This is a genomic window from Actinoplanes sp. NBC_00393 (assembly GCF_036053395.1).
Lineage (GTDB): Bacteria > Actinomycetota > Actinomycetes > Mycobacteriales > Micromonosporaceae > Actinoplanes.
The window spans coordinates 539,852-556,567 of the sequence record NZ_CP107942.1; the positions used below are offsets into that span (position 1 = coordinate 539,852).

Annotated in this window: 13 protein-coding genes; 8 read left to right on the forward strand and 5 right to left on the reverse strand. The window is 71.3% G+C overall.

Annotation, left to right across the window (positions count from 1 at the left end):
* Positions 1–184: 184 nt before the first annotated feature.
* The 3 genes from OHA21_RS02440 to OHA21_RS02450 are packed head-to-tail and all read right to left on the reverse strand — an operon-like array spanning position 185 to position 2,767.
* Positions 185–955, reverse strand: a complete 771-nt coding sequence (locus tag OHA21_RS02440) for an inositol monophosphatase family protein (protein ID WP_328469663.1) — start codon at positions 953–955, stop codon at positions 185–187.
* 10 nt (positions 956–965) lie between these two features.
* The gene (locus OHA21_RS02445; protein WP_328469665.1) at positions 966–1,643 is read right to left on the reverse strand and encodes a response regulator transcription factor; all 678 of its coding nucleotides are present in this window, start codon (positions 1,641–1,643) and stop codon (positions 966–968) included.
* Positions 1,640–2,767 (reverse strand): sensor histidine kinase, encoded by a 1,128-nt coding sequence (locus OHA21_RS02450; protein WP_328469667.1) that lies wholly within the window; start codon positions 2,765–2,767, stop codon positions 1,640–1,642. Before OHA21_RS02450 ends, OHA21_RS02445 begins: the two co-directional genes overlap by 4 nt.
* 132 nt (positions 2,768–2,899) lie before the next feature.
* Between OHA21_RS02450 and OHA21_RS02455 the strand changes: the two genes are divergently transcribed.
* From OHA21_RS02455 to OHA21_RS02465, 3 genes are all read left to right on the forward strand, one after another.
* Positions 2,900–3,625, forward strand: coding sequence for an ABC transporter ATP-binding protein (locus tag OHA21_RS02455; protein WP_328469669.1), 726 nt, complete (start codon positions 2,900–2,902; stop codon positions 3,623–3,625).
* On the forward strand, positions 3,619–5,919 hold the full coding sequence (locus OHA21_RS02460) for an ABC transporter permease (protein ID WP_328469671.1): 2,301 nt from the start codon (positions 3,619–3,621) through the stop codon (positions 5,917–5,919). The genes OHA21_RS02455 and OHA21_RS02460 overlap by 7 nt, the downstream gene beginning before the upstream one ends.
* Positions 5,920–6,087: 168 nt before the next feature.
* Positions 6,088–7,803, forward strand: coding sequence for a serine/threonine-protein kinase (locus OHA21_RS02465; protein WP_328469673.1), 1,716 nt, complete (start codon positions 6,088–6,090; stop codon positions 7,801–7,803).
* 1 nt (position 7,804) lies between these two features.
* On the opposite strand, the gene OHA21_RS02470 is transcribed toward OHA21_RS02465, so the two are convergent.
* The gene (locus tag OHA21_RS02470; protein ID WP_328469675.1) at positions 7,805–8,371 is read right to left on the reverse strand and encodes a Uma2 family endonuclease; all 567 of its coding nucleotides are present in this window, start codon (positions 8,369–8,371) and stop codon (positions 7,805–7,807) included.
* A 56-nt stretch (positions 8,372–8,427) separates the two neighbouring features.
* Positions 8,428–9,747, reverse strand: a complete 1,320-nt coding sequence (locus OHA21_RS02475) for an aminotransferase class I/II-fold pyridoxal phosphate-dependent enzyme (protein WP_328469677.1) — start codon at positions 9,745–9,747, stop codon at positions 8,428–8,430.
* Between the two features lie 81 nt (positions 9,748–9,828).
* Here OHA21_RS02475 and OHA21_RS02480 point away from each other — a divergent pair, with 81 nt between their 5' ends.
* The 5 genes from OHA21_RS02480 (at position 9,829) to OHA21_RS02500 (ending at position 16,716) form a co-directional block, all read left to right on the forward strand.
* Positions 9,829–11,316, forward strand: a complete 1,488-nt coding sequence (locus OHA21_RS02480; protein ID WP_328469679.1) for a CoA-acylating methylmalonate-semialdehyde dehydrogenase — start codon at positions 9,829–9,831, stop codon at positions 11,314–11,316.
* A 10-nt stretch (positions 11,317–11,326) separates the two neighbouring features.
* On the forward strand, positions 11,327–12,667 hold the full coding sequence (locus tag OHA21_RS02485) for an aspartate aminotransferase family protein (protein ID WP_328469681.1): 1,341 nt from the start codon (positions 11,327–11,329) through the stop codon (positions 12,665–12,667).
* Between the two features lie 157 nt (positions 12,668–12,824).
* Positions 12,825–14,261: a gamma-aminobutyraldehyde dehydrogenase gene (locus OHA21_RS02490; RefSeq protein ID WP_328469683.1), complete on the forward strand. Its 1,437-nt coding sequence runs from the start codon at positions 12,825–12,827 to the stop codon at positions 14,259–14,261.
* Between the two features lie 44 nt (positions 14,262–14,305).
* Entirely contained in the window at positions 14,306–15,463 is a 1,158-nt protein-coding gene (locus tag OHA21_RS02495; protein ID WP_328469685.1) for an ABC transporter ATP-binding protein, read from the forward strand.
* A gap of 44 nt (positions 15,464–15,507) precedes the next feature.
* Positions 15,508–16,716 carry a polyamine ABC transporter substrate-binding protein gene (locus tag OHA21_RS02500; protein WP_328469687.1) on the forward strand — a complete coding sequence of 403 codons (1,209 nt, stop codon included), beginning with the start codon at positions 15,508–15,510 and terminating at the stop codon, positions 16,714–16,716.

Sequence of the window (16,716 nt, forward strand, 5' to 3'; positions counted from 1 at the left end):
CCGCGACCGCGGGCCTACTCGGGGGTTTCCAACGCACCCACCCGGGGCCCATGCAGGCCCTCGGCTGGCGCTCAGGACTGTTTCAGCGTTCGCGAAGCAGCCGTCAGCGCCAGCCGGGATGAGTGGCTGACGGCGGGGCTGATCGGCGTGCAGGAAGCGAGGGGGCAGGAAAGGAGGGATGGGGTCAGGGTTTGAGCATGGGATAAAGGGCTGCGTGCGTGGGAAGGTCGGCGGCGGCCAGCAGACCGCCGGGGCCGGTGTGCAGAGGCTGGCCCTCGATGCCGGTGACGACGCAGCCCGCGGCCCGGCAGATGGCGATGCCGGCGGCGAAGTGCACGCTTTCCCGCAGATCGCCGTACGTGACGTAGGCGGCCCGCCGCCCGTCCGCCACCCAGAGCAGGGCGAGGGTGGTGGAGAGCACCCGCGGCCGGAACCGTTCCGCAAAGGCCGGGTCGGCCAGCAGCAACGCCGGATGCCGCGGGTACGGCGGGTCCAGGTTGACGTCCACCAGCGCCGACTCCGCTGACGGCGTGAGCACGTGATCGGTCCCGTCAGCCCGGCGGACCCGGGCGACAACCCCGTCGGTCCAGAAGATCTCGCCGGCGAACGGGTCGGCGGCAGCGGCCACCCGCACGTCCGCGCCGTCACGCAGGGCGACGTTCACGGCGACCAGCGGCGTACGCACGGCGTAGTTCAACGTCCCGCAAAGCGGATCCACCAGCCACCGCCGGGCCGCCCCGGCCGGTCCTTGAGCCCCGCCTTCCTCGCCGGTGACCGCGTCGCCCGGCCGCTGAGCCCGCAACACGTCGAGGACGGCCCGCTCAGCAGCGAGGTCCGCCGAGGTGGCGAAGTCGCCGCCGCCTTTCGCCACCCGTGCGAGCTCACCGCCGTACCGTGCCTGAACTTCGGCCGCGCCGGCCGCCGCAGCCGCGATCGCCACCTCATGATCTTGCATGCCGGTCAGGCTAGCGGGCCGGCACCACCAGCCCGGTCTCGTAGGCGACGATGACCAGCTGGGCCCGGTCGCGCGCGTGCAGTTTGGCCAGCAGCCGCCCGATGTGGGTCTTGACGGTGGCCAGGCTGAGCCGCAGATGTTCGGCGATCTCGGTGTTCGAGAGGCCGCCGGCGATCAGGACGAGCACTTCCCGTTCCCGTTCGGTGACGTGGTCGAGGCCGGTCGCGGGCCGGCCGGGCGACGGTTCCGGCAGGGTGGCGTAGTGGGCGATCAGCCGGCGCGTGATCGCCGGAGCGAGCAGGGCGTCGCCGCCGGCCACCACCTGCACCGCGGTCACCAGGTCGGCCGGCGCCACGTCCTTGAGCAGGAAACCGCTGGCGCCGGCCCGGAGCGCGGCGAAGACGTACTCGTCGTAGTCGAACGTGGTCAGGATCAGCACCCGGGTCGCCGGGGTCTGGCCGGCGCCGCAGATCCGGCGGGTCGCCTCGATGCCGTCCAGGTCGGGCATCCGGATGTCCATCAGCACCACGTCCGGCTGTTCCTGCCGGGCCAGCCGGACCGCTTCCGCGCCGTTGCCCGCCTCGCCGACCGCTACCAGCTCCGGGGTGGTGTCGATCAGCAGCCGGAAACTGGCCCGCAGCAGCGCCTGGTCGTCGGCGATGAGCACGCGGACCGGATCGGCGGTCACGGGACGGCCCCGTACGGCAGGGTGGCGACGACCGTAAAGCCGCCACCGGACCGCGGTCCCGCGTCGAACGTGCCACCGTACGCGGCGACCCGCTCCCGCATCCCGGCCAGCCCGGTCCCGTCGGGCGCCGGTGGTGGGCGCCGGGTGCCGTCGTCGGTGACCTCGATCCGCAGCCGGTCACCGGTGCTCTCCACGTCGACGCGGCACTCGGCCGGGGCGGCGTGCCGCATCACGTTCGTCAAAGACTCCTGCACGATCCGGTACGCGGCGAGCGCCACCGGTTCCGGCAGGTCGTCGCCGCCGCGGACGTCCAGGCGTACCGTGACCCCGGCCGACTCCGCGCGATCCGCGAGTTTCCCCAGTTCCTGCAGGGTCGGCGGCACCCCGAAGTCGGGTTCGGTGCGCAGCGCGCCGACCGTGCGCCGCAGCTCGGCGAGGGCGCCCTTGCTGGCCGACTCGATCACTTCGAGGGCGGCGACCGCCTCTTCCGGGCGCTGCCGGGCAACGTGGTTGGCGACGGCTGCCTGCACCGCGATCAGGCTCAAGCTGTGCCCGACCGCGTCGTGCATCTCCCGGGCGATCCGCAGCCGTTCCTCGGCTACCGCCCGTGCGGTGCTCTGCGCCGCGGTCTGCTCGAACTGCCGGCGCCGCTCCCGCAGCGTCCATCCGACCGCCCAGCTCGCCCCGCACACCAGCACGACGAAGGCGATCCCGCCCAGCCCCGGGCCGTCGGCCGCCGCGGAGGCCATGCCGGCCAGCACCGGCGCGGTCGCCACCAGCGCGAACACCGCGCCTCGGCGTCCGGGAACCTGCAGGCCGGCGGTGTAGACCGCGACGCCGGCGGCGACCATGAGGGCGGGCGAGGCGTAGTCCGCGACGATGCCGGTGGCAAGTGCGATGCCGGCGGCCGCACCGATGGTGACGGCCACTGTGCCGGGCCACCGTCGGCGGAGGATCAGCGGCGCGCCGAGGGCGACGCCGGTGAGCACGGCCCGCCAGCCGGGGCCGGGCGACTCGACAGCCGCGAACCAGCACAGCAGGCCGGCCGACGCGGCGATCAGCAGGTCCAGCATCCACTGCGCCGCCGGGCCGAGCCGTTTCAGAAGCAGCGACGGTACGGGCACAGGCCGGAGCGTAACCAGATGCGTGGATGAACGCCTCCACCCACGGGCGGTCAGACCAGGGGATGACGTACGGCCGGACGAGCCACACCACGGCTGGACGACTTCTCGCCGCCGCGCCGCCATCGTCGGGGCATGACAGTCGTGCTGGACGAAGTGACCAAACGATACGACGGCGGCGCCGGCCCGGTGACCGCGCTGAACAGGGTGAGCACCCGCTTCGGCGAGGGCACGTTCACCGCGGTGATGGGCCCCTCGGGCTCCGGCAAGTCGTCGCTGCTGCACTGCGCGGCCGGCCTCGAACCGGCCACCACGGGCGCCGTGACGATCGCCGGCACCCGCCTCGGCGACCTCGGCGAGAACGAGCTCACCCGGCTGCGCCGGGACCGGGTCGGGTTCGTCTTCCAGGACTTCAACCTGGTGTCCTCGCTGACCGCGGCGCAGAACGTGGCACTGCCGCTACGGCTCGCCGGGCGGCGCGCCGACGGCGACCGGGTACGCGCAGCGCTGGCCGAGGTCGACCTGGCGGACCGGGCCGGGCATCGTCCCCGTGAGCTCTCCGGCGGCCAGCAGCAGCGGGTCGCGATCGCCCGGGCCCTGTTCACCCGGCCGGACGTGCTCTTCGCCGACGAGCCGACCGGTGCGCTCGACAACCGTACGTCGCACCAGGTCCTGACCCTGTTGCGGACCCTGGTGGACCGGCACGGGCGAACCGTCGTGATGGTCACCCACGACCCGGTGGCCGCCGCGACCGCCGACCGGGTGGTGCTGCTGGTCGACGGGCGGATCACCGATGAGCTGACCGGCGCCGACGCGGCCGGTGTCGCCGAGCGGATGACCATGCTGGAGCGGACGTGCTGACCCGGGACCGGATCGGGAGCTTCGTCGCGGTCGTGCTCGGCACCGTGCTGGTCACGACGTTCCTGCTGCTGCTCACGTCCGCCCGGCCCCGCGTACCGGACCGGTTCGCCGGCGCCGCCGCCGTGGTGGCGAGCCCGGCAGCGGACAACCGGCCGGACGAGTTCGCCGAGCCGGTGCCGTGGACGGCGGCGACCGTACAGTCGCTGGCGGACCGCATCCGGGCGGTGCCCGGGGTGACCGGCGTGACCGTGGACCGCGACTTCTACGCCCAGCCGGTGGTGGACGGCCGCCCGGTGGCCGGCAGCACCCGCGGGCACGCGTGGCCGGGCGCCGACCCCGGCGGGGCGGTCGTGAACCGGGACCTCGGCATCCCGGTGGGTGCCCCGATCACCGTGCTCACCGGCGCCGGGCCGGTGCAGTGGCAGGTCAGCGGGCACACCGACCGTCCCGGCGTCCACGTCGCGGAGGACATCGCGGCACGGTTGGGGCCCGGGGTACGCGCGATGGCCGTCACCGGCGATTTCGATACCGCCGCGGTGCGGGCCGTCGTCGGCGCCGAGGGTCGCGTGCTGACCGGGGACCAGCGGGGAGCCGCCGAGCCGCGCGCCGACGCCCGGCTGCGGTGGATCGGCATGCAGGTGCTCAGCGGGACCGCAGCCGTCGCCGGGTTCGCCGCGATCTTCCTGGTCGCCTCGACCGCCGCGTACGAGGTGAACCAGCGCCGCCGCGAGATCGGTCTGCTGCGTGCGGTCGGGGCGACACCGCGGCAGATCCGGTCGATGCTGCACCGGTCGGCGCTGCTCCTCGGGGCTGGGGCGGCTGCGGTGGGCGTACTGATCGGGTCGTTGATCGCCCTGGTGCTGGCGCCGGCGCTGGTCCGTGCCGGCCTGGAGCCGTACGGATATGCCGTCCTCTGGCAGCCCTGGGTGCTGGCTGTCGCGTTCCTGGCGGGCCCGCTGATCTCGCTGGCCGGCGCCGCCGTGGCGGCCCGCCGCGTCTCCCGGGTCGGCGCCCTCGAAGCGTTGCGCGTCGCCGAGGTCGAACCGCGTGCGATGAGCCGGGCCCGCTGGACCGCGGGCCTCGCCGCCCTCGCCGCTGCGGCCGGCGCCGGCATCGCGGCAGCGACCTCCGGCAGCCTCCGGGACCTCGGCACCTATGCCCTGATGGGTGCGATGGCGCTGATCGCCGCGGCGGCCCTGCTCGCCCCGGCGGTGGTGCCGGCCCTGATCCGCTTCCTGCTCGCCCCGCTGAAGGGGATCATCGCGACGCTGGCCCGGGAGAGCGCCCGCACCGCGGTCCGCCGCACCGCGTCCACCGCCGCGCCGGTCCTGTTCACCGTGGCCTTCGCCGTCTTCGTCACCGGGACGGTGCAGACGGGGGCCGCCGCGTTCGACGCCCGGCGCAGCGACACGGTCCCGCCGGGGCAGGTCCTGGTCCCTTCAGGGACGCCCGGCCTCAGCGACGCGGCGGCGGGCCGTGCGCCTCTGGACACCACCGTGTACGTCGATGGCCGCGCGGTCGTGACGATCGGCGCCGACCGCGTCCCTGCCGGAACTGCACTGGTCGGCGCCGGGCTTTCCGGATCAGCCGCCGCCGGCGCAGGTTACGGATCGGCTGACGCCGGTGCTGGCGATGGATCGGCTGATGCCGGCGGCGCAAGCGACGGATCGGCAATCACCGTCACCTACGCCGACGGCGCGACTGAGACGCTGCGGGTGACCGGAGCTCCGCCTGACGGTCCGTTCGCCGCGGATCTGGTGATCTCGCGGGACACCGCGCGCCGGCACGACCCGTCGGCGCTGGCGCCCGCTGTCTATCCCGCTCCGCCCGGCCCCGCCGGTCTCGGCGCGCGGATCGCCGCCCCGGCCGACCTGGCCCGGCAGGCGGAAGCCGAGGACGACCGGCTGATCGGGATCTTCACCCTGCTGCTCCTCGCTGTCTCGGCCGGGGCCGGAGCACTCGCGGTCACCAACACCCTGCTCATGACCGCCCGCCACCGCCGCCCCGACTACCGGGTGTTGCGCCTGTCCGGCGCGTCCGGGCGGCAGGTGCTGCGGGCGATCGCCCTGGAGACCACCTGCGTGGTGGCGATCGGGACCCTGCTCGGCGGGGGTGCGGGAATGCTCGCGGTGGCCGGCTCGGCACGTTCGCTCAGCGAGCAGGTGGGTCACCACGTACCCGTCCTGATCTCCTGGCCGGTGACCGCCGGGACCGTCCTGCTCTGCCTGCTGTGCGCACTGGCCGCGGCCACCCTCCCGGCGGCCCGCCTGGTGCGCCGCCCGGCGGCCGACTGAGGAAGCGCGGCGGGAGGAGCCGCGGCCGAGTAAGAAAGGGGCCGCGGCGCCGGTGAGGAGCAGCGCGACCGGGTGAGAAGCGGCGGCAGCCGGGTAAGAAGCGGCCGCGAAACCGGGCGATGAACTTGGCTCGCGTTACGGAAGCGGCTTCCGGGTATAACGGTGGCCATGTCCGATGCGCCAGCGTTGCTCGCCGGGAGGTACCGGCTTGCTGCCCTGCTGGGCCGGGGCGGCATGGGCGAGGTGTGGCTGGCCCGCGACGAGGTCCTGGAACGTGACGTCGCGGTCAAGGAGATCGACCAGCCGACGGCGGAGGACGGTGACGCCGCGGCGCGGCGCACGCTGCGGGAGGCCCGGGCGGCGGCGCGGCTCAGCCATCCCGGTGTGGTCCAGGTGTATGACGTGCTTCAGCTGGACGGCCGCACCTGGATCGTCATGGAGTACGTGCCGTCCCGCTCGCTGCGCCAGGTCGTGCAGGACGACGGGCCGCTGGAACCGTACCGGGTGGCCCGCATCGGCCTGGACCTGCTTTCCGCGTTGCGGGCCGCGCACCGGGTGGGCGTGCAGCACCGGGACGTGAAACCGGCCAACGTCCTGCTCGCCGACGACGGGCGGGTGCTGCTCAGCGACTTCGGCATCGCGGCCGTCGACGACGACGCGGTGATCAGCCGGTCGGACGTGCTCGTCGGGTCGCCGCAGTTCATGGCGCCGGAGCGGGCGCAGACCGGGGCCGGCGGTCCGGAGGCGGATCTGTGGTCGCTGGGCGCGACCCTGTACGCGGCGGTGGAGGGACGGGCGCCCTTCCAGCGGGGGTCGACGATGGCGACGCTGGCCGCGCTCACCACCGAGGAGCCGGAACCACCGCAGCGGGCCGGCGCGCTGCGGCCGCTGCTCGACGGCCTGCTCCGCAAGGATCCGGCCGCGCGGATGGAGGCCGAGGACGCGGACAGCCTGCTCCGGCGGATCATCGCGGACCTGGCGGACGAGGAGCCGCAGAGATCCTGGGGGCCCGCGCCCGGCACGCAGGAAGAGCCGGAAGACCAGGAGGAGCCGCAAGGACCGCAAGAGCCGGGCGACGGCTCGGACCGGAATGCGGGGACGCAGCTTCTCCCCGTACCGAAAACCGACGGCGACCGTGCGCCCCAGCCTGCGCAGCCCAAGACACCCCGGCGTGCGCTGCTTGCTGGGGCTGCCGCCCTGACCGCGCTGGTCGCGGCGGGCGCCGTGTGGCTGGTGGCGGACCAGGATCCGGAGGATCCGGCCGCGCAGCGCGGGCAACCGGGTGTGACCCGATCGGCCGGCCCGGACCCCGTGGTGCAGCCCGGGACGAGCCCGACCGGGGCCGGCCCGACCGGAAGCAGTTCGACCGGTGCGGCGCCGAGCGCGACCCGGCCCACCGAGAACGCGCCGGCGTCACCGGACGGGGGAGCGGCGGGCGCGAGGCCGGACCTCCCGGCCGGGTGGCGCGACTATCGCGATGCGACAGGTTTTGAGGTGTACGTCCCCTCGGGCTGGAAACGCTCGAAAGAGGGGACGATGGTGTACTTCCGCGGCGACGGCAAGGTGCTCGGCATCGACCAGACCGACCGGCCGAAGTCGGATCCGGTGGCGGATTGGCGCAGCCAGTCGGATTACCGCGTGGACCGGGGCGACTTCCCCGGATACCGCGAGATCAAGATCGAGTCGGTGCCCTATTTCCGCAAGGCGGCCGACTGGGAGTTCACGTTCAGCCGCAACGGTGTGCGGCAGCACGTCAACAACCGGGGCGTGGTGGTCGCCGACGACAAGGCCTACGGCTTTTACTGGCAGACCAGCGACGCAGCGTGGGCCGGGGCGAAAGACGACTTGCAGCTGGTCTTCGACAGCTTCGTCCCCGCTGATTGATCTAGAAGTCGCTCAGGTCGCTGGTATGGATCTTGAACGGAAACGGCTCGGCCGAGCTGAGGGTTTCGCCAGGCCGGGCGACCGCATGGACGGTGTACTTCTTGCCCTCCAGCCGGAACAAATGCAGTGAGACCGTCGTGTAGTCGGCGAAGTCGGGTTCGACGAGCAGATACCACGGGATTCTCGCGTCGGCGTAGAACAGCTTCTTACCGATCCGGTCGGTCATGACGTTGCTCGGTGAGGTGATCTCACAGGCCAGAACGACGCCTGAAGCGTCTTCGACGACGCCCCCGTCGCGCGCCGTCTCGACCACAAGATCCGGGATCACGATCGTCTGGGGGCCCAGTCGCACGTTGACGGCTTGCCGGGCGCTCAGGCCGGCGGCCTGAGCGGGGGCGAACAAAGACATCCAGAGTCTGGCCGAGATGTCTTGATGGCGCCGGTGCGGTGCCGGACTCACCAGGATGCTCCCATCGATCAGCTCGACTCGGGTCGCCGTCTTGTCGAGCGCGAGGAATTCCTGCTCAGTCCAGGGGCCGCCGGATTTCAGAAGCTCGTCCAGGCTCATGGTTCGAGTCTCGCATGCGCTCATGCGGACACTGTCACATGCCTAGTAGGCGTTGGTCAACGAAAGATTCCGGGCGTTGCTGCTTCGGCGGCCCGTGCGAGCTGCGTTGCTACCTCTGCGTGGTCGGTGGCCACGAGCCCAACGGTCACCCGTAAGTGGGACTCTCCGGCCGGACCCACCGCGAACGCTGTGCCCGCCGCCGCCCCGATGCCGGCGCTGGCCAGGCTCAGCAGCGCGGCCTGCTCGTCCGCCACCGGCAGCCAGATGTTCAGGCCCTCGCCCGGCGGCAGCGCGATGCCCGCGGCCGCCAGACCGGAAGTGATCAGGTGACGACGTCGGGCGTACTCGTCGCGTGCGGCCCGCACCGCCGTCACCGACGCCGGGTCGGTCAACAAGCTGAGCAGCAGATGTTGCAGCAGCCGGCTGGTCCAGCCCTGGCCGAGCAGCCGCCGCTCGAGGATCGGGTCGAGGACCGTGGCCGGCCCGCTGACCGCGGCCAGCCGCAGGTCCGGGCCGTGCGACTTGGAGAAACTGCGCACGTGTACGACCTGTCGGGGCAGATGCGTCCCGAGAGAACAGAGCGGCCCGGAGGCCAGATCGCCGGCCGAATCGTCCTCCACCACGTACACCGACGGGTGTTGCGCAAGCACCGCGGCGAGTGCGCCCGCCCGCGACGGTGACCACGACGCACCGGTGGGGTTCAGCGCGCGCGGCTGGAGGAAGACCGCGGCGGGCCGTCGCGCCATCGCGGCTTCGAGCTGGCCCGGCAGCATGCCCAGCTCGTCGGTGCCGACCCCGATCACCGGTACGCCGAGCACCTCGAGCAGATCGAGCAGGGGCGGGAAACAGGGGTTCTCCACCACGGCCAGGTCCCCGAGGCGCAGCAGCGCCGACGCCACCTGGTCGACCGCGTCCATCGCCCCGTCGAAGATCGCCAGCCGCTCCGCCGGGTACGGCCACCGCTCCCGCAGCAGCGCCCCCAGCTCGGGCAGCACCGGCTCGTCGAGGTAGCTGGTCGGCGCGGGGGAGAGCCCGTACAGCGCCGGGATGGGCGGCAGCAGCCGCGGGTCGGGAACCCCGGTGGACAGGTCGAGCCCGAAGCCGGAGGTCTGCCGTAGCGCTGCCCGGTAGCGGCCCGGTCCGCCCGCGCCGGGAGTGGCGACGACCGTTCCGCGCCGCCCGTCCGTCCGGATGGTGCCGGCCCGCCGCAGCAGCTGCCACGCTGCGTTGACCGTGCTGGGCGACAGGTGCAGTTCGGTCGCGACCGACCGGACCGGCGGCAGTTTGGTCCCGCCCGGCAATGCGCCGTCGCCGACGGCCCGGCTGACCGCCTCGGCCAGACCGCGGGCGCTGGAATCCGCGAGTCGTTCTTTCACGCAGGTAAAAAGCCCGGGCATTTTTGTGACAGTACAACGAGGGCATTGTTTGGTCTAGGGTCGTCACATAATGTCCAGCCCATGAATCACATCGCGCACTGGATCGGCGGCGCGGAGCGCGCCGGCGAGTCCGGCCGGGTCGGCCCGGTCTTCAACCCCGCCACCGGCGAGCAGATCGCCTCGGTCGACCTGGCCTCGACCGGCGAGGTCGCCGCCGCGGTGGCCGTCGCCAAGGACGCCGCCAAGGAGTGGCGCGAGGCGTCGCTGTCCAAGCGTTCCGCCGTGCTCTTCAAGTTCCGGGAGCTGCTCGCGGCGAACACCGGCGAGCTGGCGAAGATCATCACCACCGAGCACGGCAAGGTGCTCGCCGACGCCGCCGGTGAGGTGGCCCGCGGCCTGGAGAACGTCGAGTTCGCCACCGGCATCCCGCACCTGATGAAGGGCTCCTTCTCGGAGCAGGCCGCCACCGGCGTCGACGTGTACTCGATCCGTCAGCCGCTCGGCGTGGTCGCCGGCATCACCCCGTTCAACTTCCCGGCCATGGTGCCGCTGTGGATGTGTGCCACCGCGATCGCCGCGGGCAACGCGTTCGTGCTCAAGCCGAGCGAGAAGGACCCGTCCGCGTCGCTGTTCCTGGCCCGGCTGTGGAAGGAAGCCGGCCTGCCGGACGGCGTCTTCAACGTCGTGCACGGCGACAAGGAGGCGGTCGACGCGCTCCTGACCCACCCGGACATCGCGGCGGTCAGCTTCGTCGGCTCCACCCCGATCGCCAAGTACATCTACGAGACCGGCACCGCGCACGGCAAGCGGGTCCAGGCCCTCGGCGGCGCCAAGAACCACATGATCGTGCTGCCGGACGCCGAGCTGGACGCGGCCGCCGATGCGGCGATCAGCGCGGGGTACGGCGCGGCCGGTGAACGCTGCATGGCGATCTCCGTGGTGGTGGCCGTCGGTGACATCGCCGACCCGCTGGTCGAGGCGATCGCGGCCCGCCTGCCGAAGATCAAGATCGGGGACGGCTCCGACCCGTCGTCGGAGATGGGCCCGCTGATCAGCGCGCAGCACCGGGACAAGGTCGCCGGGTACATCGAGGCCGGCGCTGCCGAGGGGGCTTCCGTCGTCGCGGATGGCCGTTTGTCAGAAATCTCGGACAAGGGATTCTTCCTGGGCGCCACCCTGCTCGACAACGTGACCCCGTCCATGACGGTCTACACCGACGAGATCTTCGGGCCGGTGCTCTCCGTCGTCCGCGTGGACACCTACGCCGAAGCCGTCGAGCTGGTCAACGCCAACGAGTACGGCAACGGCACCGCCATCTACACCCGCGACGGTGGCGCCGCCCGGCAGTTCCAGTTCGACGTGAACGCCGGCATGGTCGGGGTGAACGTGCCGATCCCGGTGCCGGTCGCCTACTACTCGTTCGGCGGCTGGAAGGCGTCGCTGTTCGGCGACACCCACATGTACGGCCCGGACGGCATCCACTTCTTCACCCGCAGCAAGGTCGTCACCTCGCGCTGGCCCGACCCGGGAACCTCGGCGATCGACCTCGGCTTCCCGCAGACCCGGTGAGGATGTTCCTGTGAGCACTGATTCCCAGGTGCGCGCCGACGATCGCGCCCACGTCTTCCATTCCTGGTCCGCTCAGGGCCTGATCGACCCGCTGCCCATCGAGAAAGCGCTGGGCAGCTACTTCTGGGACTACAGCGGCCGGAAGTATCTCGACTTCTCGTCCCAGCTCGTCAACATCAACATCGGGCACCAGCACCCCCGGATGATCGAGGCGATCCAGGAGCAGGCCGCCAAGCTCTGCACCATCCAGCCGGCCTTCGCCAACGACAAGCGCGGCGAGGCGGCCCGGATGATCGCCGAGGTCGCCCCGGCCAACCTGAACAAGGTGTTCTTCACCAACGGCGGCGCCGAGGCCAACGAGAACGCCATCCGGATGGCCCGGCTGCACACCGGCCGGCACAAGGTGCTCTCCACCTACCGCAGCTATCACGGCTCGACGGCCACCGCGATCACCGCGACCGGCGACCCGCGCCGCTGGCCGAACGAGCCGGTGGCGATCGGCGTGGTGCACTTCTGGGGGCCGTACCCGTACCGGTCGCCGTTCCACTCGGAGTCGCCCGAGCAGGAGACCGAGCGCGCCCTGGCGCACCTGCGCGACACGATCGTCTTCGAGGGGCCGGCCACCATCGCCGCGATCCTGCTCGAGACCGTGGTGGGCACCAACGGCATCCTGGTCCCGCCGCCCGGCTACCTGGCCGGTGTGCGGGAGATCTGCGACGAGTTCGGCATCGTCTTCATCGCCGACGAGGTGATGGCCGGGTTCGGCCGGTGCGGCGAGTGGTTCGCGATCGACCGGTGGGGTGTCGCCCCCGACCTGATCACCTTCGCCAAGGGCGTCAACTCCGGCTATCTGCCGCTGGGCGGTGTGGTGATCTCCGACGAGATCGCCGCGACGTTCCGCGAGCGGCCGTTCCCCGGTGGCCTCACCTACTCCGGGCACCCCCTCGCCTGCGCGTCGGCAGTCGCGTCGATGCAGATCTTCAAGGAGGAGGGGATCATCGAGCACGCCCGCGCGCTCGGTGACGACGTGATCGGCCCGGAACTGGCCGCGCTGGCCGAGAAGCACCCGAGCGTCGGCGAGGTCCGCGGCCTCGGCGTCTTCTGGGCGATCGAGCTGGTCTCCGACCGGGCGAAGAAGACGCCGCTGGTGCCGTTCAACGCGGCCGGCGCCGCCGCCGCGCCGATGAACCAGGTGGCCGCGGCCTGCAAGGAACGCGGGCTCTGGCCGTTCACCCATTTCAACCGGATCCACGTCGTGCCGCCCTGCACCACCACGGCCGGCGAGGTGCGGGAAGGTCTGTCGATCCTGGACGAGGCGCTGAGCGTCGCGGACAGCTTCTACACCGCCTGAAACCCCGGTTTTCGTCGTTCGGGCCGGGCTCGAAGTTCTGATTCCGTTTCAGGCTTGGAAATTACTTCGGATTCCCTTGCCCGCACGCTCTCTCGTGTGACAACCTCCCCCCTGTCCGGGTGCGAACCCGGCATCACGATCGGAAGGTCAAATCCCTGTGAGCACCGATAGTCCCGTGCTACGCAACTTCGTCAACGGGTCGTACACCGGCACCGTGGACGGGATCACCTCGCCGGTCGTCGACCCGAGCACCGGGGAGGCGTACGCGAGTGCGCCCGTCTCCTCGGCGCAGGACGTCGAGGCGGCGGTGGCGGCCGCCGCCACGGGGTTCGAGACCTGGCGGGACAGCACGCCCGCCGAGCGGCAGCGGGCGCTGCTGCGCATCGCCGACGCGGTCGAGGCCCGCGGCGAGGAGCTGATCGCGGCCGAGTGCCGCAACACCGGCAAGCCGGTCGAGGCGACCCGGCAGGAGGAGCTCGGCCCGCTCCTCGACGAGCTGCGCTTCTTCGCCGGCGCGGCACGCGTCCTGGAGGGCAAGTCCGCGGGGGAGTACCTGCGGGACCACACTTCTTTCGTACGCCGTGAGCCGATCGGCGTGTGCGCACAGATCACGCCGTGGAACTATCCGATGGTGATGGGGGTCTGGAAGTTCGCGCCCGCCATCGCGGCCGGTAACTCGGTGGTCCTGAAGCCGTCGGACACCACCCCGGTGAGCACCCTGCTGCTCGCCGAGATCGCCGCCGAGTTCCTGCCGCCGGGCGTGCTCAACGTGGTCTGCGGCGACCGGGACACCGGCCGTGCGCTGGTGTCGCACCCGGTGCCGCAGCTGGTGTCGATCACCGGCTCCACCCGGGCCGGGATGGAGGTGGCCTCGGCCGCCGCCCCCGACCTCAAGCGGGTCCACCTCGAGCTCGGCGGCAAAGCGCCGGTCGTGGTCTTCGACGACGTGGACATCGCGGCGACCGCGGAGGCGATCGCCGGCGCCGGCTACTTCAACGCCGGCCAGGACTGCACCGCCGCCACCCGGGTGCTGGTGCACGAGCGGATCGCCGCCGAGTTCACCGCCGCCCTCGCCGCCGCGGCCAAGAACACCCGGGTCGGCGCCCCGTCCGACACCGGCGCCTACTTCGGCCCGGTCAACAACGTCAACCAGCTCGACCGGGTCACCGGCTTCCTGGCCCGGACGCCGGACCACGCCGAGGTGGTGGCCGGCGGCAACCGGATCGGGGACCGGGGATACTTCTTCGAGCCGACCGTCGTCACCGGTCTGCGGCAGCAGGACGAGATGATCCAGGACGAGGTCTTCGGCCCGGTCATCACCGTGCAGAGCTTCACCGACGAGGACGCGGCGGTGCGCTGGGCCAACGATGTACGGTTCGGGCTCAGCGCCAGTGTCTGGACGCAGAACCACGGCCGGGCGATGCGCGTCTCGCGCCGTCTCGATTTCGGAGCGGTGTGGATCAACACGCACCTCCCGTTCGTCTCCGAGATGCCGCACGGCGGCTACGGTCACTCCGGTTACGGCAAGGACCTTTCGATGTACGGCTTCGAGGAGTACACCCGGATCAAGCACGTGATGAGCTTCAACGGCTGACTCCCGCCGCCCCCTTTTTTGAATAACCGCCTCAGAGGTGATAGATGACCACTTCTCCCCCGCACCACGCCACCAGCGCGCCGCCCGGTTCCGGGCAGCACGCCGGGCACCCGGCGATCGAGTTCGTCGGCGTGCGCAAGGACTACCTGTCGCACGGTGAGGCGGTGCCCGCCGTCAAGAGTCTGGATCTGGCGATCGGACAGGGGGAGTTCTTCTCGCTGCTCGGGCCCTCCGGCTGCGGCAAGACCACCACCATGCGGATGATCGCGGGCTTCGAGGAGCCCACCGCGGGCAAGGTCTTCCTCGACGGCAAGGACGTCACCGACGTCGGGCCGAACAAGCGTGACGTCAACATGGTCTTCCAGTCGTACGCGCTCTTCCCGCACCTCAACGTGCTGCAGAACGTGGCCTTCGGCCTGGAGCGCAAGAAGATCTCCAAGAGCGAGATCAAGCGACGGGTCGGCGAGATGCTCGAGATCGTCTCGCTGACCGGCATGGAGAAGCGGCAGCCCCGGGAGATGTCCGGTGGTCAGCAGCAGCGGGTCGCGCTGGCCCGGGCCCTGGTCAACCACCCGCGGGCGCTGCTGCTCGACGAGCCGCTCGGCGCCCTCGACCTGAAACTGCGCCAGCAGATGCAGGTCGAGCTCAAGCGGATCCAGCGCGAGGTCGGCATCACCTTCGTCTACGTGACCCACGACCAGGGCGAGGCGCTGACCATGTCGGACCGGATCGCGGTGATGAACGCCGGCCTGATCGAGCAGCTCGGCTCGCCGCGCGAGATCTACGAGAAGCCGGCGAGCCGGTTCGTGGCCGGCTTCATCGGCACCTCCAACCTCATCGACGGTCAGGTCAGCTGGGCCGACAACGGTCTGGCGGTCCTCGACTTCGCCCCCGGCGAGCGGGTACTCGTCCCGGTCGGCGGAGCGGTGCAGCCCGGGCACAAGCTCGAGGTGTCGATCCGCCCGGAGAAGATCGACCTGCACCGTACGATGCCGCACAGCAACACGACCAGCATCATCTCCGGTGTGGTCACCGAGGTCGTGTACCACGGGACATCGACGAACTACACAGTGGCGACCTCCGCTGGATCAGACTTCGTGGTGTTCGATCAGAATGCTCACGATGCCGAGGACGTCGCCTCGCGCGGCGAGCGCGTCTTCCTCACCTGGGCCCCGCAGCACTCGTACCCGATCGGAGTCTGAAGTTGTTCCCCACCAGTAAGCCGGACCCCTCCCTCCTCCGAGGCGTGACGCAGCGGCGGCTCGGCCGCCGCGACGCCCTGCGCCTCGGTGGGTTGTCGGCGATGGGCGCCTTCCTCGCCGCGTGCGGCGTCGAAGGCAAGGGCAAGCCGGGCGCCTCCGCGGCGCCCGACGCGGTCGCCAAGTTCTGGAGCGGCAAGGTCCAGAACAACAAGCTCGACTTCGCGGGCTGGCCGCTCTACATGGACCCGAAGAAGCCGGAGCTCAAGAAGTTCACCGAGAAGACCGGGATCGCGGTCAAGTACGACGAGGTCATCCAGGAGATGGGGCCCTGGTTCGCCAAGGTCCAGCCGCAGCTGTCCGCCGGGCAGTCGATCGGCTACGACCTCATGGTGATCACCAACGGCATGCAGTTCGGGCAGTTCCGCGACGCCGGCTTCCTGGCGCCGCTGGACCACTCGAAGCTGCCGAACTACGCCGCCAACGCCGCCAAGTCCTACGCCCAGTCGGCCTACGACCCGGGCAACGTGTTCAGCATCCCGTGGGCGTCCGGCATCACCGGCATCGCCTACGACGAGGCCAAGACCGGCCGGCCGATCACCAAGCTCGCCGACCTGTGGGACCCGGCGTTCAAGGGCAAGGTCGGCATGTTCAGCGACCTGCAGGAGCTGGCCAACTTCGGCCTGCTCGCGGCCGGTCTGGACCCGGCCAAGTCGGAGGAGGCGGACTGGAAGAAGGCGGCCGCCAAGCTCCAGGAGCAGAAGGACGCCGGCATCGTCCGCAAGTACTACGACCAGAGCTACATCGACGCGCTGGGCAAGGGCGAGGTGTGGATCACCCAGGCCTGGTCCGGTGACGTCTTCCAGAAGAACGTCTCCGACGGCACGAACTTCAAGTTCGTGATCCCGGAGGAGGGCGGCACCATCTGGACCGACAACATGGCCATTCCGATCACCGCCGCCAACCCGGTCGACGCGATCATGCTGATGGACTTCTTCTACGAGGTGGAGAACGCCGCCACCCTCGCGGAGTACATCAACTACGTGTGCCCGGTGCCGGCCGCGCAGGCCGCGATGCGCAAGCACGCCGCCGCGCTGACCGGCGAGGACAAGGCGTACCTGGAGTCGGTGGCGGAGAGCCCGCTGGTGTTCCCCGGCGAGGCCGACTACGCCAAGCTGCACTACTACGTCGGGTTCAACACCGCCGAGGAGCAGCAGGACTTCAGCAAGGTGTTCGATCCGATCGTGCTGGGCTGA